Origin of the sequence: Streptomyces sp. NPDC007875 (genome assembly GCF_042868035.1) — a bacterium.
In the GTDB taxonomy this organism is placed as follows: Bacteria; Actinomycetota; Actinomycetes; order Streptomycetales; family Streptomycetaceae; genus Streptomyces; species Streptomyces antimycoticus.
The window spans coordinates 56896-83244 of sequence record NZ_JBIADZ010000019.1; the positions used below are offsets into that span (position 1 = coordinate 56896).

Here is a 26349-nt window from a genome sequence, read left to right on the forward strand (position 1 = left end):
GGTCGGTGGGCTCCGGGCGTCTTGACGGGCCCGGAGGGCGGCGCCGTACGGTCTCGGCTGTGAACCCTGTCGAGGCGTTCCTTCCTGAGACCTACACCGCCGGTGTCCCCTACGCGCTCTTCGCCGAACTGCGCACCACCCGCCCGGTCTGCCGGATCGAGGAGCCCGCGGTCGGGGCCTGGCCGGCCGGCCCCGGCTTCTGGGCGGTGTTCCGGCACCCCGACGTCAAACACGTCCTGCGCACCCCCGAGGTCTTCTCCTCCCACCTCGGGGCCACCCAGATCCGCGACCCCGACACCCCCGCCGATCTGGAGTTCGTGCGGGCGATGATGCTCAATCAGGACCCGCCCGACCACTCCCGCAGCCGCCGCATCGTCGCCGCGGCCTTCACCCCGCGCGCCGTACGGGAGCTGGAGGAGGTCATCGAGGAGCGCGCGGCGGCGCTCGTGGACTCCGTGGCCGGGCGCGGCGAGGCCGACTTCGTCGAACTCGCCGCCGATCTGCCGGTCTGGACCCTCGCCCATGTGATGGGCATCCCCGAGGGCGACCGACGGCTGCTGTTCGACTGGGCCGGCAGGGTCATCGGCTACCAGGACGCCGACTATGCCGGATCGTCCACCGCGGCCCTCGAGGAGCTCAGCCCCATGGGGCGCGCCGCCCTCGCCCGCCGACCGCACCCGGCGGCGCGACGCCCCGACGGCCGGCCGATGAACCCGCGCTCCCGCGAGGCCCTGGCCGACATGTTCGCCTACGCCCACGCGCTCGCCGAGCGGCCCCGTCCGGGCAGTGTGATGGCGCGGATGCGGGAGGGCGGGCTGAGCCGGGACGAGTTCGAGAACATGTTCTTCCTCTTCGCCGTGGCGGGCAACGAGACCCTGCGCAACGGCATCCCCGGCGGGCTGCTCACCCTGCTCGACCACCCCGAGAGCCTGCGGCTGCTGCGCGACCGGCCCGAGCTGACCGGCCCCGCGGTGGAGGAGATGCTGCGCTTCTGGCCGCCCGTCATCGACTTCCGGCGCACCGCCACCCGCGATGTGGAACTGGGCGGACAGCTCATCCGGCGCGGTGAGAAGGTCGTCGTCTTCCACGCCTCGGCCAACCGCGACGAGACGGTCTTCACCGACCCCGACCGATTCGACATCACGCGCGCCCCCAACGACCATCTGAGCTTCGGCTTCGGACCACATGTCTGCCTGGGCGCGCATCTGGCCCGCGTCCAGATGCGGGCCATGCTGCGCGCCGCCCTGGACCGGCTGCCGGGGCTGCGCCGGGCGGGTGAGCCGGTGCGGCTCACCTCCAACTTCCAGAACGGGCTCAAGACCCTCCCCGTGCGCTGGGGAACAGATCGGTGAAGGCCGTGGTCGAGTCGCCGACCGACCGCCCGAAGGGTGCGTCGAAGTCCCAGACCAGGAAGAGCAGGAAGACGATGAGCGCGGTGAACATCACCGCGAGCATCAGCTCCCGGGGCGAGCGGCGGATCTGCAGGGTGAAGACCAGCCCGACCACCAGCGCCGCGCCCAGCACCAGGCCGAACCAGACCAGATGGGGCATCGTGGGCCCCGCGCTCTGCTGCCGGGCGTTCCGCGCGTCGTCCACGGCGGCCACCTGATCCACCATCGGCTGATACGCCTGCGACTGGAGATCGCTGTGCGGTGTCGCGAAGGTGACGTCGCGGCGCAGGGTCTTCAGCAGCTCGCCGCCGCGGTCGGTGAGCTCGCCCTTGTCGATCATCACCTTGAACTCCGTGTGCACCACATGGCGCACATACGCGTCCACGTCGTCGCGGATGCGGTCGGCCACCGGGCTGGGGTAGACGCTCGCCCGCTCGGCCACCTCGTGCAGCGCCTGCGCCTCCGTACGGACCCCGTCCTGCGCGGCGGAGCGGGCCTCCCAGACACCGGCGATCGCCAGGCCCAGCACGATCGCGTAGACCACGCCGATCATCATGATCATGTAGTCGAGGACATCGGGAGTCTCGTCCGGATCGTCCTCGTCCCCGAGCCGGCGGGCGTTGAGGACCGCCCCGGTGACCACGACCGCGCAGGTCCCGGCCATCACCAGGACCATAATCAGCCATTCGGGCATGCATAACCTCCCAAGCGGTTCGACAGTGAGCCGTCAGCCGCGCCGCCCGCCGCGCCCGGCGGAGCGCGAACGCGGACGGAGTGCGGCGGCCGCGAGGACCGCGGGCGCGGTGAGCAGCAGGGTGAAGGTGACCAGGGAGGTGCCGTTGTCGGGCTTTTGGCGCGTGGGCTTCTGATACGCGTGCACCTCGACGGCACGGGTCCTGGTCGGTGTGGGAACCGGCGTGGGGGGTGAGGCCGGAGGCTTGGTACGCGGGGGCGGGGGCGGCAGCGGAAACACGGGCTCGGGTGTGGGCCCCGGCGTGGGAAGCCGCGGGAGCCGCGGAGAGGGCGTGGGGGAGGGGGCCCGCGGCGTCCGGGTGGGCGTGGGCGTAGGGGTCGGCGTGGCGGACGGGCTGGGGGTGGGCGTCGGGGTCGGGGTCGGGGTCGGCGTCGGGGTGGGCGTGGGAGTCGGCGTAGGCGTGGGCGTCGGGGTCGGCGTAGGTGTGGGGGTCGGCGTGGGTGTCGGCTTGGGACACCAGCCGTAGTGGGCGAAGAAGCCGACCGGGCCCGCCGAGGCGGCGAAGCAGACGCACAGGCCCGGACCGATCCGGATCTTCACCCAGACATGCGGTCCGTGGCCCGGGCCCCCGGCCCCGGGCCGGGCACCGGCCGTCGGCCGGGGGGAGGCGGACGCGGCCGCCGGGCCGTCACCGTCCTGGTCGGCCAGGGCTGTCGCCCCCGCCGAGGCGAGGACAAGGGCAGTGGTCAGGACCCCCGCACGCCATACGCGCTGCCATCGCTTCACGAGGAGATGTTCCGCCGAACGGGCGCCCGCCAGCCGTGTGAACACCGGGATTCCCCCGAATAGGGGAATGGCCCCGGACATTGGCGCATGGAGGTTTACCGGAGGACATTCACCTCATGGCGTTCAGCTCTCCCCGCGGTGGCCTCGCCCCCTGGTCACAGCTCGCCGAAGCTCCCATGCCGACCCGCGCCCGCCGCGAACCGCGCCGCGCCGTCCAGCCCCTCGGCCAGCGTGGCCTGACCGTGGCGCAGCTCCCGTGTCATGGCCTCGTCCTCCGGCAGTCCCTCCTGCTCCCGCAGCGAGGCCCGGTCCGAGCGCAGACACGTCTGCGGAAAGCCGGCGATCTGGGCCGCCAGCCGCTCCGCCTCCGCGCGCGCCCGCCCCGGCGTTACGAGGCGGTTGGCGAGCCCGATGGCGTACGCCTCCTCGGCCGGCACCGGCCGCCCCGTCAGCACCAGGTCCATCGCCCGGCTCGCGCCGATCAGCCGTGGCAGCCGTACCGTTCCGCCGTCGATCAGCGGGACGCCCCAGCGGCGGCAGAACACCCCGAAGACCGCGTCCTCCTCGGCGACGCGCAGATCGCACCAGAGCGCCAACTCCAGCCCGCCCGCCACGGCGTGGCCGCTGATCGCCGCGATCACCGGCTTGGACAGCCGCAGCCGGGTGGGTCCCATCGGGCCGTCACCGTCCTCGGCCACCCGATTGCCGCGCGCGGTGCCGACCGCCTTCAGATCGGCGCCGGAGCAGAAGGTGCCGCCCTCGCCCCACAGCACCGCCACCCGCGCCTTTGGGTCGGCGTCGAAGGCGCGGAAGGCGTCGGCCAGCGCCGTGGCGGTCACGCCGTCGACGGCGTTGCGCACCTCGGGGCGGGAGAGCACGACCGTGGTGACCGGGCCCTCCCGTTCCGTGCGAACCGTAAGGGGCGCACCGGCCGCGTCCACGGCTTCCGTCGCTTCCCCTGCGTCCGCCGCGCCGTCCGTGGGCGTCACCGCGCGTCCTTCGGGCGGGCGCGCTCCAGGATCGGGCCGGTGTCCGTACCGGGCGGCAGGGTGCCGAAGGCATGCCCCCAGTCCCCGTCGAGCCGCGAGGCGCAGAACGCGTCGGCGACCGCCGGATGGCTGTACCGCACCAGCAGGCTGCCCTGCAGCACCAGCGTCATCTGCTCGGCCAGCCGGCGCGCCAGCAGCTGCGCCCGCTCGGGGTCGCCGAGCTGCGGCAGCAGCCCGCGCAGCCGGTCCACGGCCGCGTCCAGCCGCGCGTCGGCCCCGGCCGCGGCGTCGACCTCGGCCAGGAACGCCTCCAGCGAACCCGACTCCCGGCTCAGCGCGCGCAGCACATCGAGTGCCGCGACATTCCCCGAGCCCTCCCAGATCGACAGCAGGGGCGCCTCGCGATACAGGCGCGGCATGCCGGACTCCTCCACATAGCCGTTGCCGCCCAGGCACTCCAGGGCCTCGGCGGCGTGGGTGGAGCCGCGCTTGCACACCCAGTACTTGCTCACCGCGAGCCCCAGCCTGCGCAGCGCCGCCTCGCCCTCGTCCCCGGCTTCCGCGCGGTCCAGGGCGGTCGCGAGCCGCATCGCGAGCGTCGTGGCCGCCTCCGACTCGACCGCCAGATCGGCGAGCACATTGCGCATCAGCGGCTGGTCGACCAGTTCGGCACCGAACGCCCGGCGGTGCTCGGCGTGGTGCAGTGCCTGCCGCAGCCCGGCCCGCATGCCCGCCGCCGAGCCGATGACACAGTCCAGCCGGGTGACGTTGACCATCTCCACGATGGTCCGCACCCCGCGGCCCGGTTCGCCGACCCGCCAGGCCATGGCGGACTCGTACTCGATCTCGGCCGACGCGTTCGAGCGGTTGCCCAGCTTGTTCTTGAGCCGCATCAGCCGCAGCGGGTTGCGGCTGCCGTCCGGCAGCACCCGGGGCACCAGGAAGCAGGTGAGCCCCTCTTCCGTCTGGGCCAGCGTCAGGAAGACATCGCTCATCGGCGCGGAGGTGAACCACTTGTGGCCGGTGAGGACGTAGCCGCCGGCACCGTCCGGTACGGCCTGGGTGGTGTTGGCGCGGACGTCCGAACCGCCTTGCTTCTCCGTCATCGACATGCCCGCGATCAGGCCCCGCTTGGCGAGCGGCGGCCGCAGCCCGAAGTCGTAGGTGCGGGCGGCCAGCAGCGGTTCGTACACGGCGGCGAGCTCCGGTTCCGCGCGCAGCGCCGGGACCGCGGCGTACGTCATGGAGATCGGGCAGCCATGGCCGGGCTCGGCCTGCGCGAAGGCGTAGAACTTGGCCGCGCGTACCAGATGGGCGCCGGGGCGGCTCTCGCTCCACGCGGCCGCGTGCTGGCCGCTCGCCACGGCGACGTCCATCAGCTGGTGGTAGGCGGGGTGGTACTCGACCTCGTCGATGCGATGGCCGTAACGGTCATGGGTGTGCAGCACCGGGGAGTGCTCCTCGGCCATCCGCGCCCAGTCCTGGACCTCGGCGGAACCGGCCCGCGCGCCGAGGTCCCGCACCTCCGGCTCGCCCCAGCCGGCGCCGTCCCGCCGCAGGGCCTCCAGCAGGGCGGGGTCGTCCGCCGTGCTGAAGCCGACGAGCGGCGGGGCCTGGTTGAGGACCTCGTGCGTAGCGCTCATGGCGGACATCTCCTCGTTCGCGGCGGTCTCCCGGGGCGGGCGGCCGGTGGGGCGGGCGGCCTTACACTTCCATCATGCGCGATTCAGAACTGTAATGGATAGGGTTTCGCGTAACCATGGACGACACCGACACCGGAACGCTCACTCTGCGGCCGCTGACCGCGCGCTCGATCGTGCTCAGCACCCTGCTGGGCCATCACCCGCCCCAGCTGCCCGCTCGCGCGCTGGTGCGCGTCGGCGCCCTCTTCGGCACCGCCGAGGGCACCATCCGGGTCGCGCTCACCCGTATGGTCGCGGCCGGTGACCTGGAGCAGAGCGACGGCACCTACCGGCTCACCGACCGCCTGCTGGCCCGCCAGGCGCGGCAGGACGACAGCCGCGCCCCGCGCACCCGGCGCTGGGACGGCGGCTGGGAGATCGCGATCGTCACCTCCGACCGGCGCGAGGCGGCCGAGCGCGCCGCCCTCCGCCAGGCCATGGCCGCCCTGCGCCTGGCCGAACTGCGCGAGGGCACCTGGATGCGCCCCGCCAATCTCGTCCATCCGCGCCCGGACGTCGCCGCCGAGCAGTGCGGCTGGTTCACCGGCGCGCCGGAGGGCGATCCGGCCGAGCTCGCCGCGCGCCTATGGGACCTGGACGGCTGGGCCCGCCAGGCCAGGCTGCTCGGCGCGGCGCTGGACGACGCGGAGGAACCGGCCGAGCGGTTCACCGTCGCGGCCGCGGCCCTCCGGCACCTCCTCGCCGACCCCGTCCTCCCCGCGCGGCTGCTGCCGGAGGACTGGCCCGGTGCCGAGCTACGGCGTCGCTATGACGGGTTCGAACGGGACTTTCGGGCGTGGCTGCCGCGGTATGCGGGTGGCGGCTGAGCCGCGGCGGCGTGCCCGTCGGGGCGTGTGGGGGCGGTTCGGGCTGGTCGGCTCGGTTGGGGGCGGGTTTCGTCTCGCGCCTTCGGCGCAACGGAGAAACCCCGCACCCAACCGAGCCGACCAGCCCACGGCGGATACGGTCCGGATGGGGGCCGGGGCAGCCCCAAGGGCGACCCCGTCGCGCCTTTCCGCATCGCTCCTTCGGCTACGCCGACTCGCGGATCACCAACTCCGTGGGCAACACCAGCGCCGGTTCGATCGTCTCCCCGGCCGTCAGGCGCAGCAGCTGGCGGGCCAGCCGGCGGCCGATTCCGCCGATCGGCTGGCGGACGGTGGTCAGCGGGGGTTCGGTGTAGCGCGCGGGCTCGATGTCGTCGAAGCCGACCACCGCCACGTCGTCCGGCACCCGTCGGCCGGTCCGGCGCAGCGCCCGCAGCACCCCGATCGCCATCAGGTCGGAGGCCACGAACACCCCGTCCAGCCGTGGCTCCCGGTCCAGCAGCTCCCGTATCGCGACCGCCCCGGACTCCTGGGTGAAGTCCCCGGCCGCGACGTACGCCTCCAGCCGCGCCCCGGCCAGCGCCGTCCGGTAGCCCGAGAGCCGGTCGATCCCGGCGACCATGTCCTGGGGGCCCGCGACCGTGGCGATACGGGTGCGCCCGGAGCGGATCAGGTGCTCCACGGCCAGCACCGCGCCCGCCGCGTTGTCCACGCCTACGTACGGCGGCGAGGCCGGGCTCAGCACCCGCTCGTTGCAGACCACCGGGATGCCCATGCGGGCCAGCGCGGCCGGGAGCGGATCGGCGCCGTGCATCGACGCGACCATGACCCCGTCGACATGGCGGGCCAGGGCGAAGCGCTCGATGCGGTCACGGCTGGCGGGGGAGCGGGCCATCATCAGCACCAGCTGCTTGTCGGCGGACTCCAGTTCCTGGCTCACCCCGCGCACCACGCCCGGGAAGAAGCGGTCGTCGGAGAAGACCCGGCCCGGCTCCTCGGGGAGCACCAGCGCGAAGGAGTCGGTGCGCTGGGTGACCAGGCTGCGAGCCGCCTGGTTGGGGATGTAGCCCAGCTCCTGGATCGCGTCCAGCACCGCCTCTCGGCTCTCCTCGGCGACCTTGGTGGAGCCGTTGACGACACGGGAGACGGTGGCGCGCGAGACTCCCGCGCGCCGCGCCACGCTCTCCAGAGTGGGCCGGGGACGGTGCATCCGCGCATACCTCGCTGTGTGCTCACTGATGGTCGGTACAGCATGGATCAAGACCGGTCAGGGCGCGAGAACGCGGGCACGGCAGATCGACGGAGAGCCCCAGGCGGGGCGCAGGGCGCGGGCCTTACGGATCCACAGCGAGAGGTCGTACTGGTTGGTGTGGCCGAGCGCGCCGTGCAGTTGGAGGGCGGTGCGCGCCGCTGTGGTCCACGGCGCGGCCGGAGTCCGTCTGCGCCCCACCGAGCATGAACCTCATCTGGGCATCCGTGGTCGACAACGCCGGGCTCGGCGGTACCGCCCTGCTGACCGAGATGACCGACGAGCAGCGGGGCAAGGTCATCGACGTCACCCTGAACGGCACCGTCCGCTGCACCCGCGCCGCGCTGCGCCGCGGTCGAGGCCGCCGCGTACCGGGTGCGGGTCAACGCGGTCTCGCCGAGCCTGGCCAGCGGCTATTCGTCGTACCTGACCGGCGAGACGGTATCCGTGAGCAGCCGGCACGCATCAGGCGAGAATGAGAACGTGCCGAATTCCACCAGGACCACCCGCGCTTCCACCGGAAACAGTGCGAAGAAGAGCGAGAAGAAGACGACCGTGAGCCCGTCCCCCGAGCGACGGCGCGAACTGCTCTCGACCGCGGCGGAGGTCTTCGCCGCCCAGGGGTACAACGCGACCACCGTCCGCCGGATCGCGGACGAGGCGGGGATGCTCGCGGGCAGCCTCTACTACCACTTCGACTCCAAGGAGTCGATGGTCGACGAGATCCTCTCCACCTTCCTGGACGAGCTCTGGGCCGGATACGAGGCGGTGCTCGGCGCCGGACTCGGCCCCCGGGAGACCGTCGAGGCACTCGTCACCGAGTCCTTCCGGGAGATCGACCGGCACCGCGCCGCCGTCGCGATCTACCAGAAGGAGTCCAAGCACCTGTCCGCCCAGCCGCGCTTCGGCTATCTCGCCGAGTCGCAGCGGAGGTTCGAGCGGGCGTGGCTGGGCGCGCTGGAGCGCGGAGTGGCCGAGGGGGTCTTCCGCGCCGACCTCGACATCCGGCTGGCGTACCGCTTTCTGCGCGACACCGTATGGGTCGCCGCCTCGTGGTACCGGCCGGGCGGACAGCACAGCCCCCAGGAGATCGCCCGCCAGTACCTGTCGATGGTCCTGGACCGCATCACTCCCCGAGAACGGCGAGAGCAACGAGAGCGACCCTAAGGCCGTCATGACCTGGGGGAATTCAAGGAGCTGACATGTCCGAGGCATACATCGTCGAAGCGGTGAGGACACCGGTGGGTCGGCGGAAGGGCGGGCTCGCCTCCGTCCACCCCGCCGACCTCGGCGCGCACGTCCTGCGCGCGCTGATGGAGCGCTCGGGCGCCGATCCGGCCGCCGTCGAGGACGTCGTCTTCGGCTGTCTGGACACCGTGGGCCCGCAGGCCGGGGACATCGCGCGCACCTGCTGGCTGGCCGCCGGGCTCCCGGAGGAGGTCCCGGGCGTGACCGTCGACCGGCAGTGCGGCTCCTCGCAGCAGGCCCTGCACTTCGCCGCGCAGGCGGTGCTCTCCGGCACCCAGGACCTGGTGGTCGCGGGTGGGGTGCAGAACATGTCGATGGTGCCCATCGGCTTCGCCGGCCGCCCGGCCACCGAGCCCCTGGGGCTGACCGAAGGCCCCTTCGCGGGCTCGGAGGGGTGGCGGGCACGTTACGGCGACCGGCCGGTCAGCCAGTTCTACGCAGCCGAGCTGATAGCCGAGAAGTGGGGCATCACCCGCGAGGCCATGGAGGAGTTCGCCCTGGGCTCGCACCGGCGGGCGCTGCGCGCGAGGGACGAGGGCCGCTTCGACCGCGAGATCGTCCCGTTCGGGGACGTCCAGATGGACGAGGGGCCGCGCCGGGACACCAGCCTGGAGAAGATGGCCGCCCTCAAGCCGCTCATGGAGGGCGGCCGGGTCACCGCCGCGCTCTCCTCGCAGGTCTCCGATGGCGCCGCGGCCCTGCTGGTCGCCTCCGAACAGGCCGTACGGGAGCACGGCTTGACGCCGCGCGCCCGGGTGCACCATCTGTCGGTGCGCGGCGAGGACCCGATCCGGATGCTGTCCGCGCCCATCCCGGCGACCGCGCACGCCCTGAAGAGGACCGGCTTGACCATCGGCGACATCGACCTGGTCGAGATCAACGAGGCCTTCGCCCCCGTCGTACTGGCCTGGCTGAAGGAGACCGGCGCCGACCCCGAACGGGTCAACGTCAACGGCGGTGCCATCGCCCTGGGCCACCCGCTCGGCGCCACCGGCGCCAAGCTGATGACGACGCTCCTGCACGAACTGGAGCGCACCGGCGGCCGCTACGGGCTGCAGACGATGTGCGAGGGAGGCGGCCAGGCCAACGTCACCATCGTCGAGCGGCTGTAAGAACCCTGGCCACCGGCTCGGCGGACGGAGCCCGGCGCAGGCACCCGAAGCCCGTGAGGCCCCCGGGCCGAGCGGTGCGAGGGGGCCGTGGAGGTGGGGGTCGATGTGCGAGGGAGGCGGTCAGGCCGACGTCACGATCGTCGAGCGGCACTGGGGGCCCCGGCCGCTGACGAGGACTCCGACCGGACGCCTTCCCGTGGCGGCCGCGTCCGGCCCCACGGATGATGGTGCTGCTCCGAGGGCCGGACCGAAGCCGGGAGGACAGTGGCATGGCGTGCGGATCGACCAAGCTCTGGAACGGCGAGGCCACCTGGTTCTGTTGTGGCAACGCCTGGGGTCCGTGCGCCTCGGCGGGCGGTGGCGCGTGCGGCACCTGCCGCTCCAGCGCTCTGCAGGCGGCCTGGCCCAACGCCTCCAAGGCGTGCTGGGACATCACCCGGCCGGACCTGTGCGGCGAGGACATACCCCGGCGCGGCTGCGGCTCCGTGATGAAGGTGCGCCATGACTGCTCGGGCGCGAGCGTCTGTGTCACCGTCAGCGACTGCGGCCCGCGCACCCGCAGCTTCTGCTCCGAGTCCACCTGCTGCGACGGGGTCTGCCGCACCAACCGCGTCATCGACCTCACCCCCGCCGCCTTCTCCGCCATCGGCAGCCTGAGCTCCGGCACCCTGCCGGTCTCCATCTTCGAATGAGGCGGGCCCGGCCATGAGCGCGTACCGAACCGGCGACCCCCTCGACCGCCGTCGCTTCCTCACCGCCGCCGCCCTCCGCGGCGCCACCGTCATCGGCACGGGGGCCCTGAGCGCGGGAGCCCTCGGCACCGGAGTCATCGGGGCGACCGCCCTGGGCGCCGTGGACGCCGACGCCGCCTTCGCCGCACCCATACGCCCCCTGGACCCCGCGGTCGCCGAGAGCGCCTTCGCCGAGGGGCGGATCACCGCGATCAACCACGACGTCCTGGAGGTCGCGGGCTCCTACGGGGACCACTCCCGGGTGCGGGTCACGAACGCCACCAGCGTCTGGAAGGCCCGGGCCACCACCGCGGCCGACATCGAGACCGGCGACGGGCTCTATGCCCGCGGCCTTCCCCTGCCCGACGGCACCCTCGCCGCCGACGCGGTGTGGGTCAACATCGTGAACCTCCACGCCACCATCCGCGGTATCGAGAAGACCCGGCTGCATCTCGCCCACGGGCAGCACGAGATCGTCGGCAACCTCATGGCGCAGACCACCAGCGCCTCGTACGGCGATGCCTCGCCCACCGCCGATCTGTCCCGGCTCACCATCGGGCAGAGCGCTCAGGTCCTGGGCGCGTGGCGGCCGTCCGACGGCTCCGTGGACCTCGTGCGGGTCGCGGTCGCGCCCGGTGCGGGGAGGCGGCGGTGAGCGCCCTGGTCTGCGCCCTCGCCCCGCTGCTGCTCGCCGGGGTGCTCGGACCGGCCGGGGCGGGCAAGCTGTTCGGCCGGGGCGCCGCCCGGCAGGCGCCCCGTACCGCGCTCGCACGGCTGCTGCGCGACGGCGGCCGGGCCGCGCTCGTCCTCCGCGTCCTCGGCGCGGGCGAACTCTTCGTCGCCGCCGCGCTGCTGGCGTCACCCGCCACCGCGCTCCCGGGAGCGGCGGCCGCCGTCCTCGGCGCGGGCTTCCTCGGCTATCTCGGCTACGCCCGCACCGCCGCCCCCGGCGCCTCCTGCGGCTGTACGGCACGGCAGGACGCCCCCCTCACCTGGCGCGCCTTCGCCCGCGCCGCCGCGGTTCTCGCGGGCGGGGTCGCGGCGGCCCTGGCCCAGCAGCCCTGGTGGACCGCGGCGGCCCGCCGTCCGGCCGCGGCGCTGTGTCTGGTCCTGGCCGCGGCGGCGGTTCTGACGGCCCTCTCCGCCGATCCGGACCGCCGCTGGCGGATGCCGCTGCGCCGGCTGCGACTGCGGATCACCGGGCACCCGCTCGCCGCGACCGCGCACCCGCTCGCCGCGACCGGACATCCGCTCGCCGACGCCGGACATCCGCTCGCCGACGCCGGACATCCGCTCACCGCGACCGGAGTCCCGGCGGCGGTCCCGGTCGCCGCGACCGTCGAACTGCTGGAGCGCTCGCGCGCCTGGCAGAGCGCCTCCCGCGTGGTGCGCTCCGCGCTGCTGGACCACTGGGACGACGGCGGCTGGCGCATCCTCCAGTTCGCCGGGGTGCACGGCGGCGGCGCGGCCGCGAGGCCCGTTCTGGTGCTCTTCGCGGTGGACGCCGCGGCCAGCCTGGACACGGTGCGCGAGCCCGCCGTCCGGGTCAGCGTCATCGACGCGGACAGCGGGGCCCCGGTCATGGCCACGGCGTGAGAGGCCGGCGCTCGGCGGGTAATCTGGATCAAACGAAAACTTCCTGGACAAAACGATCGATCCGCGGGGCGTCCAGCGCCGATGGGTGCCGAGGCGTACAAGGCATGGATGGACAAGCCCGACCGACACCCGTACTGACCGACACCCCTGCCGAAGGGGGCCCGTGGCGCGCGCGCCGCCCGGCGCGCGTTCCCGCCTGCCGGGGGCTGAGCCGGTGGCGCCGGTAGGGGAGTGGGTGTATGTCCGAGCATCGGTCCGCGTCCGGCTCCCGGGGGCCCAGGTGGTGGCGGCGGCTGGAGGACGCGTTCCACCGGTCCGCGATCGGACGCGGATGGCGGCGGGGCAGTGATTTCGAGCTGCTGCACCGTGCGATGGGCTTCGCCGCGCTGGGCTTTCTCACCCTGGTACCCCTGCTGATCGTGGTCGCCGCGGCTGATCCGGTGGACCGGCTCGGATTCGCCCAGTGGCTGGCCGAGGGCCTCGGGCTCTCCTCGACCTCGCGGGACGAGGTGCAGGAGCTGTTCGCCCCGCCCAAGCAGGCGCTGGAGTCCACCACCGCCTTCGGTCTGGCCACGCTGGCCGTCTTCAGCCTGCGCTTCGGCGCGGTGCTGCAGGTCGGCTACGAGAAGGTGTGGGAGCTTCCGGCCGGCCGCTGGCACACCGCCTGGCGCCATCTGGTGTGGTTCGTGGTGCTGATCTGCTATCTGCTGCTCTCCGCCCATCTGGAGCCCGGCATCTCGCGGGTGCTGGTGGCGGTGCTGGGCACGGTGCTGTTCTTCTGGTGGTCGCAGCGGCTGCTGCTGGGCGGGCGGATCAGCTGGGGCGCCCTGCTGCCCGGCGCGCTGGCCACCGGCGTCGGGCTGCTGGGGCTGCGGGTCTTCTCCCAGCTGGTGTTCTCCCCGCTGATCGCCTCCAACGCCGTCTCCTACGGTCCGGTCGGCACCGTCCTGGTCGTCCAGTCCTGGCTGGTCGGCGTCGGATACGTGGTCTTCGGCGGCGCGCTGCTGGGCCGGGTGCTGTACGAGGAGTATCTGCGGATGGTGGCCTGGCGCCGCAAGCGGCGGCGCGACCGGGCCAAGGCGGCCCCACCGGCGGACTGACACACCGGCCGACGGTCATGCGGGCGCGGCCGCGACCATGATGCGACGCGTTCCCGCCGGCGGCCGCTTCCATGATCGTCAGGCCCGGGGCCGGACCCGAAACGCCGTCGCCCCAGGCCGGGCTCGGCTGGCATGCTGGCGGTGTGAACGGACCCGAGATCCACCTCAGCCTCGCCCCTGAACTGCGGTTCTTCGCCGTCCCGGAGCGGCGCCGCCCCTGGACGGCCGTGGTCACCGACGGCGCCTCCACCCTCGGCCATGTCGTCGAGTCGCTCGGGGTCCCGCTCACCGAGGTCGGCCGACTGGTGGTGAACGGCGAGGAGACCGCCGTCTCGCATGTGCCGAGCGCGGGGGAGACCGTGGAGGTCCATCCGGTCGTCCGCCCCCAGCGGGTGCCGGGCGCGCCGCTGCGCTTTCTGCTCGATGTGCACCTGGGCACGCTCGCGCGCCGGCTGCGGTTGCTGGGCGTGGACGCCGCGTACGAGAGCGAGGACATCGGCGACCCCGAGCTGGCCGCACGCTCCGCCGCCCAGCGCCGGGTGCTGCTCTCCCGCGACCGGGGACTGCTGCGCCGCCGTGAGCTGTGGGCCGGGGCGTATGTCTACAGCGACCGCCCCGATGAGCAACTGCGGGATGTCCTCGGCCGGTTCACCCCGAGCCTGGCGCCCTGGACCCGCTGCACCGCGTGCAACGGCCCGCTGGAGGACGCCGACAAGGAGTCGGTCCGGGAGCTGCTCCAGCACGGCACCCGGCGCACGTACGAGGTCTTCGCCCGCTGCACGGTCTGCGAGCGGGTCTACTGGCGCGGCGCCCACCACGCCCGGCTGGAGGCCATCGTGGCCGGGGCGATGGGCGAGTTCGGCGACGCCCCAGCCGCCCTGTCCTGAGCCGAGCCGCCGGACAGGGCGCCTGGTCCTGGACCCGAGCTCAGGACACGTCGTCCTGGAGGGCCTCCGGAATCGTGGTGTGGAAGGCCGGATGGGCGTGCAGCCGCCGCACATAGGCGCGTAGCTGCCCATGGCGGGAGACCCGCTGGGCCGCGTCGGCGTCCAGGCGGAGCCGGTGCTCGGTGTCGAGCTGGACGAGGGCCACCCACAGGTCCACATCGGCGGCGGTCAGCTCGTCGCCCAGCGCGTACGGCGCGGCCGCCAGCCTGCGGTCGAGCCGGCCGAGGGCGGTCAGCAGCCGCTCCAGCGCCGCCTCCCGGCACTGCGCCTCGTGCGCCGTCCCGGCCTGCCGTGCGGCGTGGGTGATGTCGTCGTCGAGGAGTTCCCGGAGGGCGTCGATGTCCGCGGCGCGGGGCGCCGGGCGCAGCCGGGGACGTCCGGTTCCGCCGTGGTCGCTCAGATGGCCGGCGAGGTCGCGCAGGATGTCGGGCGTGTGATTGCTGACGACACGTCCGGTCCAGCCGTCACACAGCGCGGGCGCGTCCACCGGTCCGCCGTAGCGGTGCCAGGTGGCCTCGTAGGCCCCGCGCAGCGCGGCGAACGCCTCGGGAGTGTCGTCCGGGAGGCCGACGAGGGCGGTGGCGACGGTGTCCCGCAGCCCGAGCAGTTCGAGGGTGATGGAGACGCGCAGCGAGAGCGGACAGCTCGCGGAGAGATAGAGCCGATAGCGATGCGGCACCGGATAGAAGCCACCGGCGAGGTCGACGCCGATGCGGCTGCGGAACCGGTGCGGCGCGGCCGGCGAGGCGATCCGGGGGCGGGGTGAGCAGGGGTCGGGGTCGAGAAGAGCGGCAGGACCTGAACTGACCGGAAACGTCTCGGACATGGCTCTCCAAGGCAAGGACGGAGCCCCGGCCCGCCGGTCTGGGCGGCGCCGATGGCGCAACGGAAGGGAAGCCCGCGCGGGGCGTTCGCCGGGACGGTGCCGGGACACACCCGACCCCGGCACGCTGGGCCGCGCTCGGTGACCGCGTCGATTCAGACGGCTGGACTGGCGGCGCTGCAGATGCGCAGCAGGTCGATGTGCAGACGTCTGGTCAGGAGGTGGAGACGGCGGAGCGGGGACCACGGCCGGGGACGCCGACGGGCGCCGCCCCCGTCGCTGTCGGTCCTGGGCATCTCACCGATCCCATCATCGGGGGCTCGCGAGGCAGCGAGACCGCGCTTGTCCCGTCCACGCCGACGGAACCTGGTCGTCACCCGGGGGCACCCCGTCGCGGGACAAGGGTTGCCTGTCAGCGAGCCGGGGCCGATGACCCACCCGAGCGGGGATTCCGCACGGTGGGCGCTGACAATCGTGACCGTCCCTGACAGTGTCGTCGCGCTCCGCGAGGGCGTCAACCCATGCCGAAGTGGCCAACGCGGGCCGACGGCACGGTGGATGCCGCTCAGAGGAACGGCCGCCGCGCGCCGCCGATGGCCCGCTCGATGAGGACCATGGCCGCGTCGTCCGCCAGTCGTCCCTCGGCATGCCGGACCAGGGCGTGACGCAGCCGGTCCAGATACTCGCCCGGGGTGGCGCCGTCCAGCGTCTCCATGGTCCGGTGCAGCGGAAAGAACTCGTTGTAGTGGTTGCGGGCCTCGACCACGCCGTCGGTGTGCAGCAACAGCCGGTCACCGGGCAGGAACGGAAAGGTCTCGACGCGGATCGGGGGAGGGCTGAGGAACTCCTCCAGGCCGAGCGGCGGCAGCGGGCGCGCCGGGTCCAGGGAGCGCACCTTGCGCTCGCGCATCACCAGCGGCGGCGGATGGCCGCGGTTGATCAGCTCGACCAGCGACTCGTCCGACACCTGGGCGAGGAGGACGGTGACGAACTGCTCCTCCAGCTCCTGCGGGTCCTGGAGCTGGGAGCGGTCCAGCAGTTCGTACTCGCGCGCCAGCGCGGCCGCACAGCGGTGCATCACCTCGGCCAGGTCCTGCTCGTAGTGCACCGCCTCCCGGAAGGCGCCCACCACGGCCGCGGCGGACCGCACGGCGGCCAGCCCCTTTCCCCGCACATCGCCGACGATCAGCCGCACTCCGTAGCGGGTGCACATCGCCTCGTAGAGGTCCCCGCCGATCTGCGCTCCGCGCTCGGCCGCCATATAGACGCTGGCGGTGTTCACGGCACCGATCCGGGCGGGCAGCGGCCGCAGCACCACGTTCTGGGACACCTCGGCGATCCGGCGGATATGGGCCAGCTCCCGGTCCCGGCGCACCCGCACCGCGCTGGTCGCCACGCTCGCGAGCGCCACCACCAGCAGGGCCAGCAGATTCGCGTACACCATCTCGGTGCCCCAGGCGGCGTTGCGGGTGGCGGTGATCGCGCTGACCGCCATGGCCAGCAGCGCCACCCCGCCGGTGCCGAACGGCCCCATGGTCACCGCCGCCAGCGCCGGCGCCGGGGAGAGCAGGGGGCCGGTGTAGAGGGTGTGCGCGGGGGAGAGCTCGATGCTGAGCACCGCCGCCAGGACCAGGAACGGCAGACACCGTGTGACCGCGAACAGCCTATGGCTGCGACCGCTCGCCCCCGGGGCGAAGCGTATGAATCGCATAATTTGGACTTTATCTGATGAAAGCCGCCCAAGGAGTGGTTCTCCTTGACGCGCGACGGAGCCCCCGGGCGTAGCCTGACGCTATGCCCGAGCTACCGGATGTCGAGGGGTTCCGGCGAACGCTCGCCTCCTGCGCCCAGGGCCACCGCGTCGAGCGGGCGGAGGTGGCCGATGCGGGTGTGCTGCACGGGGTGACCGCGCAGCGGCTGAAGCGCGATCTCAAGGGCCGCCGCTTCGCCGCACCGCGCCGCCACGGCAAGTGGCTGATCGCCCCCACCGACGGGCCCACGGTCGTGCTGCACTTCGGCATGACCGGGCGGCTGGTCTGCGCGGCGGACTCCGAACCGGCCGGCCGGTTCGAGCGCGTCGCCTTCGACCTCGACGACGGCCACCGCCTCGGCTACGAGGACCAGCGCAAACTCCAGGGCATCTGGCTCGCCGCCACCGACGCCGACGTCGACCGGATCCTCGGCGATCAGGGCCCGGACGCGCTCTCCCTGAGCCGGGCCGATCTCGACCGGCTGCTGGCGGGGCGGCGCGGACGCCTCAAGGCCACCCTGACCGACCAGGCCGTGATCGCCGGGCTCGGCAACCTGCTCGGCGACGAGATCCTTTGGCGGGCCCGGATCCATCCGCAGCGGCCGGCCAATGCGCTGACCGACGACGAACACGAACGGCTCCACACCGCCATACGCGAGGTGCTGCGCGCCTCGGTGCGGGCGGGGCGGGTGCCGGACGACCCGGACTGGCTCACCGGACAGCGCGACGACCCGGACCCGCACTGCCCCCGCTGCGGCCATCCGCTGCGCCGCGGCCGGATCGCGGGACGGACCAGCCTGTGGTGCCCCCACTGCCAGCGGGACGGCGACTGACGCCCGCCCGGGGCGACCCGTGGCCCGCTCGGCCCCCTCGCGTCCGCCCGATCAGGACACCCACGCCTTGTACGACATCACGTCGCCCGCCTTCAGCTTGTACTCCGGATCGTCCCGGGTGACGGTCTCCTCGACGTCCAGGACGCTGCCGTCGTCCGGATCGAGGACGATCAGGTACCGCATCCCGGAGGATGCGGGGGTGAACCGGAACGCCTGCCCCTCCCGGCCGAGCCGGTCGGTGACCTTGCCCGCCGGGCGCAGCCCCTCGATCCCGGACAGCAGGGTGACGATGTCCGCCCTCTGGCGTGGACCGGGAGTCCACACGGCGAGAAACGACTCGACGGCCGAGATCAGCTCCGCCGGGTCGTCGTCCGCGCCCGGGGACCAGACGGCGAGGTAGGCGCGCAGCGCCGAGGCCCCGGCCGGAGGATCTTCGAAGTAGCTTTCGTTGGCGCCGTTGATACCGGCCGGATACTTCTCCTCGCGCAGCACCTTGCCGTCGTGGACCGCACGTGGCGGCGTACCGTCGGCGATCACCGGGCGGTCCGGGTGGCGCGGATCGATGGCCACTTCCAGGAGCGAACCGCTGCCGTCCGCGTTCCAGCGGGTCAGGGACTCCTGCGGAAGAGTCACCGCGTCCTTCCCCGACTCCATGCTCAGCGACCAGGTCCGCAGATGGCTGCCCCGCCGGCTCTTCTCGGCGGAGCCCTCGGCCGCGGCCCGCGCCCGCCGGAGGATCTCGGTGAGCGGCACATCCGCACGGGAGGCATGTGCCACCAGTGGCCTGGGCGCGGCCACGGCGGGGGAGGAGCCGGTGCCCGAGACGGTCAGCGCGAGGGCGAGGATCGTCGCGGCCGCCATGGCCTCCAGGCTCCAGACCGCGCGCCGGACGGTACGGTGCCCCCGGTCCCGGGACGGCAGCCGCCGCAGCAGCAGCTCGGCGCGCGCGTCCAGCGGCCGGTCCCGCCAGGGGCCGGTGTCGGCGGACACGGGGTCGGCCTCGCGGAGCAGATCCAGTTCGTCGGTCATGCGTGTCCACCCTTGTGGGCCTTGTCGGCCCTGTCAGCCCAGTCGGCCATGTCGCTCTTGCCGCTCGTGCACCCCAGCGAGACCCGGTCGTCCCGGCGCAGGGTCTCTATCTGCTCCCGCAGCCGCTGCCGTGCCCGGTGCAGCCGCATCGCCGCGGCGGACCGGCCGCACCCCAGCACGGTGCTGAGCTCCTCGACGGTCAGCTCCTCCCATGTCGTCAGCCGCAGCACCTCCTGGTCGGCCTCGGCGAGCCGGGACAGCGCCTCCAGCACCCAGGAGCCCGGCCGCTCCGCGTCCGGGCTCGCCACGGTGCGCCCACCGCGCGTCACCTCGTGATGGCCCAGCTTGACCAGCAGCCTGCGGTAACGGCCCTTGCCACGCACGGTGTTGGCCAGACAGTGCCGGGCCACCCCGTACAGCCACGGCAGCGGTGACTCGGGCAGTTCGGCCCGGCGCCGCCAGGCCACCGCGAAGACCTCGGCGACCACCTCCTCGACCTCCCATGCCTGGTCGTCCAGCCGCCGTGCCACAAAACGGCTGACCGCCCAGTAATGCTCACGGTAGGCGGCGTCGAAGGCGTCGTCGGTGCTCATGATCCGAAGGTGTCCGGCATGCCTCGGATCATCACACCCCGGAGCGAGAAATAGGCAACAGCTCTCGGGGTGACGGTTCGAGGGGCGCCGGACACCTAGCGGTCATGAGGAACAACACCGTTGTCGCGGCGGCGCCGGCCGCCCCGCCGTCGCGCCGCCCCGGCCCAGGGGCCACGGCCGTCAGATGGCTGACCACCACCGATCACAAGACGATCGGGACGCTCTACCTGATCACCTCGTTCGCCTTCTTCTGCATCGGCGGGGTGATGGCGCTGCTGATGCGCGCCGAACTGGCGCGGCCGGGTTTGCAGATCATGTCGAACGAGCAGTTCAACCAGGCGTTCACCATGCATGGCACGATCATGCTGCTGATGTTCGCCACCCCGCTGTTCGCGGGGTTCGCCAACTGGATCATGCCGCTGCAGATCGGTGCGCCCGATGTGGCGTTCCCGCGGCTGAACATGTTCGCGTACTGGCTGTATCTCTTCGGCTCGCTGATCGCGGTGGGCGGTTTCCTGACCCCGCAGGGCGCCGCCGACTTCGGCTGGTTCGCCTACTCCCCGCTGTCGGACGCCGTGCGCTCACCGGGGGCGGGCGCGGACATGTGGATTATGGGTCTGGCCCTCTCCGGCTTCGGCACCATCCTCGGCTCGGTCAACTTCATCACCACGATCATCTGCATGCGCGCTCCGGGCATGACGATGTTCCGCATGCCGATCTTCACCTGGAACGTGCTGCTGACCGGCGTGCTGGTGCTGCTCGCCTTCCCGGTGCTCGCGGCCGCGCTGTTCGCCCTGGAGGCGGACCGCCAATTCGGGGCGCATGTCTTCGACGCGGCCAATGGCGGTGCGCTGCTCTGGCAGCATCTCTTCTGGTTCTTCGGCCATCCGGAGGTCTATATCATCGCCCTGCCGTTCTTCGGTATCATCTCCGAGGTCATTCCGGTCTTCTCCCGGAAGCCGATGTTCGGCTATATATCGCTCATCGCGGCGACGATTTCCATCGCGGGCCTTTCGGTCACCGTCTGGGCGCACCACATGTATGTCACCGGCGGTGTGCTGCTGCCGTTCTTCTCCTTCATGACGTTCCTGATCGCGGTGCCGACCGGTATCAAGTTCTTCAACTGGATCGGCACGATGTGGAAGGGGTCGCTGAGCTTCGAGACCCCGATGCTCTGGGCGATCGGATTCCTCATCACCTTCGTCTTCGGCGGCCTGACCGGCGTGATCCTGGCGTCGCCGCCGATGGACTTCCATGTCTCGGACACCTACTTCGTGGTGGCCCACTTCCACTACGTCATCTTCGGGACCGTGGTCTTCGCGATGTTCGCCGGATTCCACTTCTGGTGGCCCAAGTTCACCGGCAAGATGCTCGACGAGCGGCTGGGAAAGATCACCTTCTGGACCCTCTTCCTCGGCTTCCACGGCACGTTCCTGGTGCAGCACTGGCTGGGTGCCGAGGGAATGCTCCGCAGAATTCCCGACTACCTGGCGGCCGACGGCTTCACCACCCTGAACACCATCTCGACGATCAGCTCCTTCGTCCTCGGCCTGTCGTTCCTGCCGTTCCTCTACAACGTCTGGAAGACTGCCAAGTACGGCGAGAAGGTCGTCACCGACGACCCCTGGGGATATGGCCGTTCCCTGGAATGGGCGACCTCCTGCCCGCCGCCGCGCCATAACTTCGTCAGCCTGCCGAAGATCCGTTCCGAATCCCCCGCGTTCGACCTGCACCATCCCGATGTCGGCCAGAAGGAGAGTGTGGCGTGAGTATGGCCAGAGCCGCCGAGCCCCCCGGTATCGCCGCCGGAATCAACCAGATCGAGGGCTATCTGCTGCTGCAGACGGAGCGGGACGCGGCCCGGGAGCGGGCCCGCCGCCTCACCGCGCGGCTCGACTGGCTGACCTCCGCCCAGCGGGCGGAGGTCGAGCGGCTCTACATCCAGGACCAGCTGGCCGTCACCGAGCAGACCCTGCGCAAGGTGGTGCGGCGCTGCGAGGAGCTGCGGGCGGAGTACCAGGAGGTCTACCGCACGCTGCGGCGCCGGCTGCTCCTGGTCTGCCTCCTCGGGGCCGCGGCCCTCGCCGGCGGCTTCGCCGCCGCCCTCACCGTTCGGTAGGCGCCGTCTGGGCCGGGTTCGGAATCGCCCCCGCCTCGGGGCCGAAGTCGAACCAGGCCGCGGGCGCACCGCGCAGCGCCTGGTCGGTGTAGCCGCTCCAGAGGTCGGCGACCCGCTGGGCACTGGCGTTCCTCAGGGGGTTCTGCTTGCGCTTCTCGGCGTCCTCGCCGAAGAGGGCGACCGCGGTGACCAGGTCCGGGGTGTAACCGACGTACCAGGCGGCCCTCTTGTCGTCGGAGACCCCGCCCTTGCCCGCCGCGGGCCGTTTGACGGCGCGTACCGTGTCCTTACCGCCGTCCGTGGCGAGACTCCGGGTGACCAGCTGGGCCGCCGCGGGGGCGATCGCCTGATTGCCCACGGCCTTCGGCAGTCCGGCCGTCTCGTCGCCGCGCCGTGCGGACTTCACGATGCTCGGGGTGACCCGCTTGCCCTGGTGGTTGAACGAGGCGTAGACACCGGCCATCTTCAGCGGGCTCGAGCCCATCAGCCCCAGTCCGGCCGACTCCTTGGTGTCGAAGCCGCCGTCGGTGTCCATGCCGAGGGCCCCGGCGGTGCGCTTGATGTCCGGCAGTCCGCCGGCGGCGGCCCCGTTGCGCATCTTGGCGTCCAGGGACGCGGCTTCGGCGACCGGCTGGAAGACGGAGCCCACCTGGTAGTCGCCGCGGCTCGCGTTGGACAGATAGTGCCGGGTGTAGTCCCGCCCGCCGTAGAGCGCGAGGATCCGCCCGTTCTTCGGGTCCAGCGAGACCGCGCCGCCCTGGGTGGCGGCGGCGTCCGCACGGGCCTGCTTCTCCTCGGCGGAGCCGTCCGCCCGGGGCTTCCCCTTGGCGGAGCCGTCGAGGCCCTGCCGCATCGTCTTCTCCAGCGCCCGCTGTTTGGCCGGATCGATGTTGAGGGTGATGGTCCAGCCGCCCGCGGCGAGTTCCTGTTCGCTGACGCCCGAGGCGATCAGCTCATTGCGGGCCGCGTCCACGAGATAGCCGGCCTGGCCGCCGAGACCGGGGGCGGGCTTGGGGTCGACCGGCACGGGGAAGCGCATGTGCTTCCGCTGCGCGGGGTCCAGCCACTGCATGTCGACCATGTTGTCCAGCACGTAGTTCCAGCGCCGGGTGACCAGACGCTTCGCCTTGGGGCTCGCGACGGCCCAGTCGTACTGGCTGGGGGCCTGCACCAGCGCCGCCAGATACGCGCCCTCCTCGACCGTGAGGTCGTCGACGTCCTTGTCGTAGTACGCGCGGGCGGCGGCCTGGATGCCGTAGGCGACGCGGCCGAAGTAGCTGGTGTTCAGATACCCCGCGAGGATGTCCTCCTTGGAGTTGCGCTGATCGACCTTGAGGGAGATCACCAACTCCTTGATCTTGCGGCTGGCGGTCTGTTCCTGGCTCAGGTAGTAGTTCTTGACGTACTGCTGGGTGATGGTCGACCCGCCCTGGGTGCCCTTGCCGGCCACGGTGTTGACCAGTCCCCGCAGGATGCCCATCGGGTCCACGCCCGAGTCCTTGTAGAACGACTTGTTCTCCGCCGCGACGAACGCGTGCTGCACGCCCGTGGGGATCCGGTCGAGGGTGACCATCTCGCGGTTGATCTCACCGGTGCGGGCGAGGATCGTGCCGTCGCTGTACTTGTAGACGTTGCTCTGCGCCTTCGCCTGGGCGTTGGCCTTGGGAACGTCGATGGAGTAGTAGAGCACGGTGAACGCCCCGATCAGCAGGGCGCACAGGAAGGCCACATAGGCGATGAGCTTCCGCCAGGTGAAGAACCGCCGGATGCCGGACCGCTTCGGCCTTCCGTGTCTCTTCGCGCCGCGCTGCCGGCCCGGGGGTCTGGTGTCCCGCGGCGCCTGCTCCGAGTCCGGGGTGAACCGTTCGCGTAGTGCCGTGAGGGGACCTGCCATGCCGATTGCTCCTCCATCGATCCCGGCCGCGAGGATTCGCGGGGGTCGGCGCCATCCTCCTCAGCGAAGATCTTCGGAACGGCAACGGGCGATCTCGGCCGGGGCTCGGCCGCTTCTCGACTTCCGCTCGACGGTGTATCAGCCGTGTATCGGTCCGGGCTCGGGCCGCTCGGGCAGGTGCAGCGTGGCGACCGCGCCGCCGTCCGGTGCGTTGCCGAAGTGCAGCGTGGCGCCGATGACCTGAGCCTGTCCCGCCGCGATGGTCAGCCCGAGACCGTGGCCCCGGCCCCGCTCCCGGACCCCGGTGCGGAACCGCTGCGGGCCCTTCTCCAGCAGATCGTCCGGATAGCCGGTTCCATGGTCGCGGACGGTCACGGTCCGGCCGTCCGCCGCCACCGTCACCTCGACCGGTTCGCGGCCGTGGCGATGGGCGTTGACCACGAGATTGGTGACGATGCGGGTCAGTCGGCGGGGGTCCGTCCACACCTTCGGGCCGTCCTCGGGGTCCTGCGGCTCGCCGTCCTTCGCCCCGCTGGTGCGCAGGTGTGCCGTCAGCCCGGTGCCGGCGATGGCCTCGTCGAGCACGGGCCCCAGGGGGCAGGGGGACAGGTCGGCCTCCTCGGCGCCCGCGTCCAGCCGGGAGATCTCCAGCAGATCCTCGACCAGTGTGCTCAACACCCGCACCCGGTCGCGCACATACCCGGCCGCCTCCCCGGGCGGGAGCAGTTCGGCGGCGGTGACCAGGCCCATCAGCGGAGTGCGCAGCTCATGTGCCACATCGGCGGTGAACCGCTGCTCGTCGAGCAGCCGCTCCTGCAGCGCGGCGGCCATCGAGTCCACGGCCCCGGAGATCTCGGCGATCTCGTCGTGCGGGCGGGCGGCGGCGGAGATCCGGGCGTCCAGGTCCCCGGCCGCGATCCGCCGCGCGGTGGCCGCCGCGAGGCGTAGCCGCCGGCTCATCCGCTCGGCGGTCAGCACGCCCAGCGGCAGCACCACGGCGGTGGTCATCAGTCCGGCCAGGATGATGTTGGTGTCCAGCGCGCCGATGTTGCGCATCGCGGTGCTCATGTCGACGCGTACGGACAGGATCTGGCCGTCGGCGGGCCGGGCCGCCCACATCGCGGGCCCGTCCGGGCCGGTGGTGAACTCGGTGCCCTGATGCCCCTTCTTCACCAGCCGCCGCAGTCCCTGGGGCAGCCCGGGTGCGTCCATCACCGCACCGGAGCCCTGGACGCCGCCGGTGCGGGCGTAGCTGAGCGCGGCACGGTCGAGCGTGGTCCGCGCCCCGTCACGCGCCTGGGACAGTTCGCGGTCGCGTGAGGCATGGTGCACCAGCACCCCCACCGCGGCCGCCGCGGCACAGGTCGCCGCCGCCACCAGGGCCACGATCCGCCATCTCAGCGTCATATCAGCGCCGCAGCTTGTATCCGAAGCCGCGGACCGTCTCGATCCGTTCGGCGCCTATCTTCGCCCGCAGCCGCTGCACATGGAGGTCGACCACCCGGGTGTCGCCCTGCCACGCGTGGTCCCAGACCCGGCTGAGCAGCGTACGGCGCTCCAGCACCACACCGGGTGAGCCGGCGAACTCCAGCAGCATCCGCAGCTCGGTGGGGGTCAGGGCGAGCGGCTCCCCCGCGCGGCGCACCTCCATGCCGAGGGTGTCGATGGTCAGATCGCCGAAGACGAGGATGTCCGGCCCGGCCGCGCCGTCCGGCTCCGCGGCCCCGTTCCGCGCCCCGGCGTGCGGGGCGCGGGCCGCGGGGGTGAAGGAGGCGCGGCGCAGCAGCGAGCGGATACGGGCCACCAGGACCGCGCTCTCGCACGGCTTGATCACATAGTCGTCGGCACCCGCCTCGAGACCGGAGACGACGTCGAGGGCATCCCCGCGCGCGGACATCATCAGGATCGGCGCGAGGCTGAACTCGCGGACCCTGCGGCACAGCCCGATGCCGTCCAGCTCGGGCAGCATCACATCCAGGAGGAGCAGATCGGGCTGCTTCTCACGGAAGATCTCCAGCCCGGTCAGACCGTCGCCCGCGGTGGACACCGTGAAGCCGTACCGCTCCAAGGCCATCCGCACCGTATTGCGGATCACCTCGTCGTCCTCGACGAGCAGCAGATGTGCCTCGGTCGGGGAGCCGGTGCCCGGGGCGCCGGGCGGGAGGAAGCCGGTGGTCATCGCGTCGTCCTCGTCTCCGTACTGGTGCCCGGGTCCGCCGTGGCGGCGCCGCCCGGCACTGGTTCCGGTACGACACCCGGGCCGGCCCCCGGCTCCTTCACCCGGGCGCCCGCGCCGTCCTCGGGCGTCACGGCCGCCATGACGCGGCCGTTCCAGCGGAAGCGCGTGGTGACCCGGCCGTCCTCGCCGGTCGCGCTGATCAGCAGATCGCGGCCGAAGGTTTCGCCGGTGAGCCCTGGCGGGCCCCAGTAGATCAGCACGGGGCGGACCGTGCGGCCCGAAGCCGTGTAGACCTGAAGCAGCGTCCGATCGAGTCTCGGCAGATCGACCGCCACCACCTGTTCGTCCTTGCCGTCGCCGGTCAGATCGCGGTGGACGGCGCCCCGCAGCGGGCAGTCGCCACTGCCCGGGCACACGGAGATCTCCTTCTGCACCAGCGCCGGCACATTGGGGTCGTTGAGCAGCAGGTCCTGCGCGGAGACGGCGGTCAGTCCGCCCGAGGGCAGCCGGAGTTTGTTCACGGGCAGATAGCGGTCGAAGTCCGGCTTCTGACGGGGCGACGACGCGGCCGAGGGAGTGTACTGGGGCCACAGCGGAACCGCGCTGGCCGGTGCCGACAGCGAGGGCGCCGCGCCGTCGTCCCGCACCCCGGACTGGGCCGCGCACCCCGCGGCGGTCACGATGGCGCACGCGGCCGCCACGGCGGACAGAAGGCCGCGTGGCAGCCGAGGGCAGGGGCGTTGTCGCGCGGTGCGCGACGCGTGGGGGAGTGAACGC

The 26349-nt window shown here is 72.5% G+C and carries 25 protein-coding genes, 2 pseudogenes and 1 riboswitch; of the genes and pseudogenes, 13 read left to right on the top strand and 14 right to left on the bottom strand.

The window, feature by feature from the left end:
- Positions 1–59: 59 nt before the first annotated feature.
- A complete protein-coding gene (locus ACFYOY_RS32270; RefSeq protein ID WP_351892050.1) occupies positions 60–1352 on the top strand; it encodes a cytochrome P450 in 1293 nt (430 codons plus the stop codon).
- Here the strand turns inward: ACFYOY_RS32270 and ACFYOY_RS32275 are convergent.
- From ACFYOY_RS32275 to ACFYOY_RS32290, 4 genes are all read right to left on the bottom strand, one after another.
- The gene (locus ACFYOY_RS32275; RefSeq protein WP_388591036.1) at positions 1315–2085 is read right to left on the bottom strand and encodes a hypothetical protein; all 771 of its coding nucleotides are present in this window, start codon (positions 2083–2085) and stop codon (positions 1315–1317) included. The two genes, ACFYOY_RS32270 and ACFYOY_RS32275, sit on opposite strands and share 38 nt — an antisense overlap.
- Positions 2086–2118: 33 nt before the next feature.
- The gene (locus ACFYOY_RS32280; protein ID WP_388591038.1) at positions 2119–2871 is read right to left on the bottom strand and encodes a hypothetical protein; all 753 of its coding nucleotides are present in this window, start codon (positions 2869–2871) and stop codon (positions 2119–2121) included.
- Between the two features lie 155 nt (positions 2872–3026).
- A complete protein-coding gene (locus ACFYOY_RS32285) occupies positions 3027–3812 on the bottom strand; it encodes a crotonase/enoyl-CoA hydratase family protein (RefSeq protein ID WP_351892739.1) in 786 nt (261 codons plus the stop codon).
- Between the two features lie 44 nt (positions 3813–3856).
- Complete coding sequence (locus ACFYOY_RS32290; protein WP_351892068.1) at positions 3857–5503, bottom strand: acyl-CoA dehydrogenase family protein; 1647 nt, start codon at positions 5501–5503, stop codon at positions 3857–3859.
- 116 nt (positions 5504–5619) lie between these two features.
- Here ACFYOY_RS32290 and ACFYOY_RS32295 point away from each other — a divergent pair, with 116 nt between their 5' ends.
- The gene (locus ACFYOY_RS32295; protein WP_388591040.1) at positions 5620–6369 is read left to right on the top strand and encodes a PaaX family transcriptional regulator C-terminal domain-containing protein; all 750 of its coding nucleotides are present in this window, start codon (positions 5620–5622) and stop codon (positions 6367–6369) included.
- A gap of 205 nt (positions 6370–6574) precedes the next feature.
- Here the strand turns inward: ACFYOY_RS32295 and ACFYOY_RS32300 are convergent, their stop codons facing one another.
- Together ACFYOY_RS32300 and ACFYOY_RS32305 are read right to left on the bottom strand one after the other, a co-directional pair.
- Entirely contained in the window at positions 6575–7579 is a 1005-nt protein-coding gene (locus ACFYOY_RS32300) for a LacI family DNA-binding transcriptional regulator (RefSeq protein WP_351892079.1), read from the bottom strand.
- Between the two features lie 57 nt (positions 7580–7636).
- Positions 7637–7780, bottom strand: a pseudogene (locus tag ACFYOY_RS32305) (acyl-CoA dehydrogenase family protein); the annotation flags it as partial.
- A gap of 65 nt (positions 7781–7845) precedes the next feature.
- Between ACFYOY_RS32305 and ACFYOY_RS32310 the strand changes: the two are divergent.
- The 8 genes and pseudogenes from ACFYOY_RS32310 to ACFYOY_RS32345 all read left to right on the top strand — a co-directional run.
- A pseudogene (locus ACFYOY_RS32310) lies at positions 7846–8083 on the top strand (short chain dehydrogenase); the annotation flags it as partial.
- 18 nt (positions 8084–8101) lie between these two features.
- Positions 8102–8785 carry a TetR/AcrR family transcriptional regulator gene (locus ACFYOY_RS32315; protein ID WP_388591151.1) on the top strand — a complete coding sequence of 228 codons (684 nt, stop codon included), beginning with the start codon at positions 8102–8104 and terminating at the stop codon, positions 8783–8785.
- Between the two features lie 35 nt (positions 8786–8820).
- On the top strand, positions 8821–9978 hold the full coding sequence (locus ACFYOY_RS32320; RefSeq protein WP_388591043.1) for an acetyl-CoA C-acetyltransferase: 1158 nt from the start codon (positions 8821–8823) through the stop codon (positions 9976–9978).
- Positions 9979–10247: 269 nt separating this feature from the next.
- Positions 10248–10670 (top strand): septal ring lytic transglycosylase RlpA family protein, encoded by a 423-nt coding sequence (locus ACFYOY_RS32325; RefSeq protein WP_059144671.1) that lies wholly within the window; start codon positions 10248–10250, stop codon positions 10668–10670.
- 13 nt (positions 10671–10683) lie between these two features.
- Positions 10684–11364, top strand: coding sequence for a cell wall protein (locus tag ACFYOY_RS32330; RefSeq protein ID WP_351892098.1), 681 nt, complete (start codon positions 10684–10686; stop codon positions 11362–11364).
- Positions 11361–12305, top strand: coding sequence for a MauE/DoxX family redox-associated membrane protein (locus tag ACFYOY_RS32335; RefSeq protein ID WP_388591046.1), 945 nt, complete (start codon positions 11361–11363; stop codon positions 12303–12305). The genes ACFYOY_RS32330 and ACFYOY_RS32335 overlap by 4 nt, the downstream gene beginning before the upstream one ends.
- Positions 12306–12544: 239 nt before the next feature.
- Complete coding sequence (locus ACFYOY_RS32340; RefSeq protein WP_351892112.1) at positions 12545–13405, top strand: ribonuclease BN; 861 nt, start codon at positions 12545–12547, stop codon at positions 13403–13405.
- Between the two features lie 143 nt (positions 13406–13548).
- Complete coding sequence (locus ACFYOY_RS32345) at positions 13549–14292, top strand: Mut7-C RNAse domain-containing protein (protein WP_351892119.1); 744 nt, start codon at positions 13549–13551, stop codon at positions 14290–14292.
- A gap of 40 nt (positions 14293–14332) precedes the next feature.
- On the opposite strand, the gene ACFYOY_RS32350 is transcribed toward ACFYOY_RS32345, so the two are convergent.
- Complete coding sequence (locus tag ACFYOY_RS32350; RefSeq protein ID WP_388591049.1) at positions 14333–15178, bottom strand: glutathione S-transferase C-terminal domain-containing protein; 846 nt, start codon at positions 15176–15178, stop codon at positions 14333–14335.
- 330 nt (positions 15179–15508) lie between these two features.
- Positions 15509–15655, bottom strand: a riboswitch (SAM riboswitch).
- Positions 15656–15740: 85 nt separating this feature from the next.
- Positions 15741–16886, bottom strand: coding sequence for a PP2C family protein-serine/threonine phosphatase (locus tag ACFYOY_RS32355; RefSeq protein WP_388591051.1), 1146 nt, complete (start codon positions 16884–16886; stop codon positions 15741–15743).
- A gap of 83 nt (positions 16887–16969) precedes the next feature.
- Between ACFYOY_RS32355 and ACFYOY_RS32360 the strand changes: the two genes are divergently transcribed.
- Positions 16970–17758 (top strand): Fpg/Nei family DNA glycosylase, encoded by a 789-nt coding sequence (locus tag ACFYOY_RS32360; RefSeq protein WP_388591053.1) that lies wholly within the window; start codon positions 16970–16972, stop codon positions 17756–17758.
- Positions 17759–17809: 51 nt separating this feature from the next.
- Here ACFYOY_RS32360 and ACFYOY_RS32365 read toward each other — a convergent pair whose 3' ends face one another.
- Positions 17810–18787, bottom strand: a complete 978-nt coding sequence (locus tag ACFYOY_RS32365; protein ID WP_388591055.1) for a CU044_5270 family protein — start codon at positions 18785–18787, stop codon at positions 17810–17812.
- Positions 18784–19380, bottom strand: a complete 597-nt coding sequence (locus ACFYOY_RS32370) for a sigma-70 family RNA polymerase sigma factor (RefSeq protein WP_351892148.1) — start codon at positions 19378–19380, stop codon at positions 18784–18786. Before ACFYOY_RS32370 ends, ACFYOY_RS32365 begins: the two co-directional genes overlap by 4 nt.
- A gap of 104 nt (positions 19381–19484) precedes the next feature.
- Between ACFYOY_RS32370 and ctaD the strand changes: the two genes are divergently transcribed.
- Both ctaD and ACFYOY_RS32380 read left to right on the top strand, forming a co-directional pair.
- Entirely contained in the window at positions 19485–21149 is a 1665-nt protein-coding gene (gene ctaD, locus ACFYOY_RS32375) for a cytochrome c oxidase subunit I (protein WP_351892154.1), read from the top strand.
- Between the two features lie 2 nt (positions 21150–21151).
- A complete protein-coding gene (locus tag ACFYOY_RS32380) occupies positions 21152–21499 on the top strand; it encodes a hypothetical protein (RefSeq protein WP_351892745.1) in 348 nt (115 codons plus the stop codon).
- Here ACFYOY_RS32380 and ACFYOY_RS32385 read toward each other — a convergent pair.
- From ACFYOY_RS32385 to ACFYOY_RS32400, 4 genes are all read right to left on the bottom strand, one after another.
- The gene (locus ACFYOY_RS32385; protein WP_388591058.1) at positions 21486–23393 is read right to left on the bottom strand and encodes a transglycosylase domain-containing protein; all 1908 of its coding nucleotides are present in this window, start codon (positions 23391–23393) and stop codon (positions 21486–21488) included. The genes ACFYOY_RS32380 and ACFYOY_RS32385 overlap by 14 nt on opposite strands.
- A 138-nt stretch (positions 23394–23531) precedes the next feature.
- Positions 23532–24800, bottom strand: coding sequence for a HAMP domain-containing sensor histidine kinase (locus ACFYOY_RS32390; RefSeq protein ID WP_351892166.1), 1269 nt, complete (start codon positions 24798–24800; stop codon positions 23532–23534).
- Position 24801: 1 nt separating this feature from the next.
- Positions 24802–25572 carry a two-component system response regulator CseB gene (cseB, locus tag ACFYOY_RS32395; RefSeq protein ID WP_351892172.1) on the bottom strand — a complete coding sequence of 257 codons (771 nt, stop codon included), beginning with the start codon at positions 25570–25572 and terminating at the stop codon, positions 24802–24804.
- Positions 25569–26273, bottom strand: coding sequence for a hypothetical protein (locus ACFYOY_RS32400; protein ID WP_351892179.1), 705 nt, complete (start codon positions 26271–26273; stop codon positions 25569–25571). Before ACFYOY_RS32400 ends, cseB begins: the two co-directional genes overlap by 4 nt.
- Positions 26274–26349: the final 76 nt, after the last annotated feature.

What these genes read in the sequence shown, in the direction of transcription:
- ACFYOY_RS32275 (WP_388591036.1), bottom strand. Translation starts at nt 2,085, where the DNA reads ATGCCCGAATGGCTGATTATGGTCCTGGTGATGGCCGGGACCTGCGCG.
- ACFYOY_RS32320 (WP_388591043.1), top strand. Translation starts at nt 8,821, where the DNA reads ATGTCCGAGGCATACATCGTCGAAGCGGTGAGGACACCGGTGGGTCGG.
- ACFYOY_RS32340 (WP_351892112.1), top strand. Translation starts at nt 12,545, where the DNA reads ATGTCCGAGCATCGGTCCGCGTCCGGCTCCCGGGGGCCCAGGTGGTGG.
- ACFYOY_RS32385 (WP_388591058.1), bottom strand. Translation starts at nt 23,393, where the DNA reads ATGGCAGGTCCCCTCACGGCACTACGCGAACGGTTCACCCCGGACTCG.
- ACFYOY_RS32290 (WP_351892068.1), bottom strand. Translation starts at nt 5,503, where the DNA reads ATGAGCGCTACGCACGAGGTCCTCAACCAGGCCCCGCCGCTCGTCGGC.
- ACFYOY_RS32355 (WP_388591051.1), bottom strand. Translation starts at nt 16,886, where the DNA reads ATGCGATTCATACGCTTCGCCCCGGGGGCGAGCGGTCGCAGCCATAGG.
- ACFYOY_RS32325 (WP_059144671.1), top strand. Translation starts at nt 10,248, where the DNA reads ATGGCGTGCGGATCGACCAAGCTCTGGAACGGCGAGGCCACCTGGTTC.
- ACFYOY_RS32300 (WP_351892079.1), bottom strand. Translation starts at nt 7,579, where the DNA reads ATGCACCGTCCCCGGCCCACTCTGGAGAGCGTGGCGCGGCGCGCGGGA.
- ACFYOY_RS32365 (WP_388591055.1), bottom strand. Translation starts at nt 18,787, where the DNA reads ATGACCGACGAACTGGATCTGCTCCGCGAGGCCGACCCCGTGTCCGCC.
- ctaD (WP_351892154.1), top strand. Translation starts at nt 19,485, where the DNA reads ATGAGGAACAACACCGTTGTCGCGGCGGCGCCGGCCGCCCCGCCGTCG.
- ACFYOY_RS32350 (WP_388591049.1), bottom strand. Translation starts at nt 15,178, where the DNA reads ATGTCCGAGACGTTTCCGGTCAGTTCAGGTCCTGCCGCTCTTCTCGAC.
- ACFYOY_RS32360 (WP_388591053.1), top strand. Translation starts at nt 16,970, where the DNA reads ATGCCCGAGCTACCGGATGTCGAGGGGTTCCGGCGAACGCTCGCCTCC.
- cseB (WP_351892172.1), bottom strand. Translation starts at nt 25,572, where the DNA reads ATGACCACCGGCTTCCTCCCGCCCGGCGCCCCGGGCACCGGCTCCCCG.
- ACFYOY_RS32330 (WP_351892098.1), top strand. Translation starts at nt 10,684, where the DNA reads ATGAGCGCGTACCGAACCGGCGACCCCCTCGACCGCCGTCGCTTCCTC.
- ACFYOY_RS32370 (WP_351892148.1), bottom strand. Translation starts at nt 19,380, where the DNA reads ATGAGCACCGACGACGCCTTCGACGCCGCCTACCGTGAGCATTACTGG.
- ACFYOY_RS32295 (WP_388591040.1), top strand. Translation starts at nt 5,620, where the DNA reads ATGGACGACACCGACACCGGAACGCTCACTCTGCGGCCGCTGACCGCG.
- ACFYOY_RS32390 (WP_351892166.1), bottom strand. Translation starts at nt 24,800, where the DNA reads ATGACGCTGAGATGGCGGATCGTGGCCCTGGTGGCGGCGGCGACCTGT.
- ACFYOY_RS32380 (WP_351892745.1), top strand. Translation starts at nt 21,152, where the DNA reads ATGGCCAGAGCCGCCGAGCCCCCCGGTATCGCCGCCGGAATCAACCAG.